At 36.1% G+C, this 2,166-nt stretch carries 1 protein-coding gene; it reads right to left on the bottom strand.

What is annotated here, in order from left to right; genetic code table 11:
* Positions 1–439: 439 nt before the first annotated feature.
* On the bottom strand, positions 440–2,166 hold a 1,727-nt coding region (locus tag PH235_RS14540; RefSeq protein ID WP_272162963.1), incomplete at its 5' end, for a MobA/MobL family protein.

Raw genomic sequence — 2,166 nt, 5'->3', positions numbered from 1 at the left:
CTTGGAAAATTTCTACATCACGCAATTTTAAGATTCTATGAAGTGATATCATAAGTTCCTCCTATCCAAATATTAAATTAGGATGTCTTAATAAATTAGATACTGTTATACCTATTATAGCTGCCATCGTTACTACAAGTGAAGGTTTTGCTACTAACTGTGATAAGGGGTACAGTCCCGAAAATGCGGATTTACAACGTTAAGCAATTCTGAGAAGAAAAAAAGGCTAACTTAACAACGATAAGGGTTTTGAGACAAGTCATATGATACATTCAAAACTCTTATTTTACGTATTATTGATTCCATATCAATAGAGTAGACCCTATTGATACAAGGTTTTTTGTCTTAATGTTGTAAATCCGCATAATCCTGATGCTACCCCTTAATAACAAAAGCAACTTTAAGTTGTTTCTAATTGCCTTAAGGCAATTTTTTATCTTTAACGGCTAAAATCTGGTCCTTGATCTTTCGCTCTATTTATATTGGTACTTCTCATTCTTCTCAATTGATGTCTTTGTTGGGCTTGCTCTTGGCTACGAGTAGCTTGTTGTATAGCATCAAAGATACCTGAGATCGTTTCTATGACGTGCTCTTTGACTTTTATGTTTTTCTCTATATCTGGTATTACATTTTGCTCTAGCTCTCTAATTTCGCCTTGTCGTTTGTTTAAATCATCTAGTCCTTTATATCCTTTTTCCTTAAGGTTATCACGATAGTGATTAGCTTCATGTTGCAATTCTTCATAGTGCTGACGTGATTTCTTTGAAACCAAGCGTTTGGCTGCTTCACCAGGGCTGTTGCTTAATGTATCAAGTTCCTTTTCTGTTTTTTCAAGGCTAGTAACCTGGCTCTTTATCTTATCTAGATGATCTTTTTCAGTTTGAAAGATTTTTAGGTCTTTCTTTAGTTTGTATAGATCGTCTTGTTGATTTTTAATCGCTTTTTCAATGACTTCTAACGTTACGGGAGTCTTTTTGGCCATATCTACATGTTTCTCTAGCTTTAAAGCATTGTCATAGGTCAAGTATTTTCCAGCTGTTTTCAAGTCTGGATAGTGAGAGCTTACTTCACGAATTTTCGCCATTTTAATGGCTTCTTCTGCTTGTAACAAGACTTTCGTTTCAACTTGAATCTGCTTTTTTTCATACTTGATTTGATGCAGGCGATTCTCTTTCTGTTGAGAGAATTCTTGATAGCGACTATAAAACTCCTCTTCAGTTGAAAAGCGAAGAGATTCCTTATAGCTCCCAATACTGTTTTCGTAGTTGGCTTTGTTACTTTCTAAATCAGAGATTTTATCAAGGTGACGAAGCTTCATCATGTTATTTTCTTTTAGTTTAAACGGATTGAGTGATCCCTTGAGTTCATCTACCTTTTCTTCATTCTGTTTGATTTCACGCTCTAAAGCCTTCACACGGTCATAGTAATTGCTGACATTTAGGAACTGTTGTTGCTGCACATGGAAATGACGTTCAATCGGGTCATGACGATCACTCATTTTGCGTAGTTCTGCCTGGCGTTTTGAGATATCGTCTAAGGAAACGATTTTTTGATTCAAAAGAGATGCAGCCTTTTGAATATGTGTTTTCTCAATATCCGTAGAGAAGCTAAATTGCTTCTCTTTTTCTTTTATTTTTTGTACATGAGCTTCTTTTTGAAGACGGTAAGTCTGCAGGTCAATAACGACTTTATTGTATTCTTGGCGTTCTCTGTTGATTTGACCACGGTCACTTTTCTTTCCTTTCTTCTCCATGTCATGAGCGACATGGCCTAAGTGAATGGTTGGAAGTACTTCAAGTCCCCGATTTTCATGAGAAAGGTGCGTAATACGCTCTTTACTTTTGGCTTGTTCTAATGCTTGATTGGCATAGTTTGCCCACTGTTCACGAATGGATAAGCAGCCTTCGCTATTTTTTACGTACCCCCGATTGTTTTCTTTTGCATTGGCAAAATCAGCATTCCAGTCACGATTCTTTTTGCCGAAACCATTTTCATCAATGTTTCTCATCGTTAACATGATATGAGCATGAGGATTATTAGCATCGTCACGATGAATGGCAATATCAGCAACCATTCCTTTTTGAACAAACTCGTTTTGAGCAAAAGATCGAATGAGTTCTTTTTGTTGGTCATGATTCAGTTCAATTGGTAACGCAATGTTTAATT

The sequence above is a fragment of the Trichococcus sp. K1Tr genome, assembly GCF_028309625.1.
Taxonomy (GTDB): Bacteria; Bacillota; Bacilli; order Lactobacillales; family Aerococcaceae; genus Trichococcus.
The sequence above is the reverse complement of the archived record's forward strand: the minus strand, read 5'-3'. Positions and strand labels throughout refer to the sequence as shown.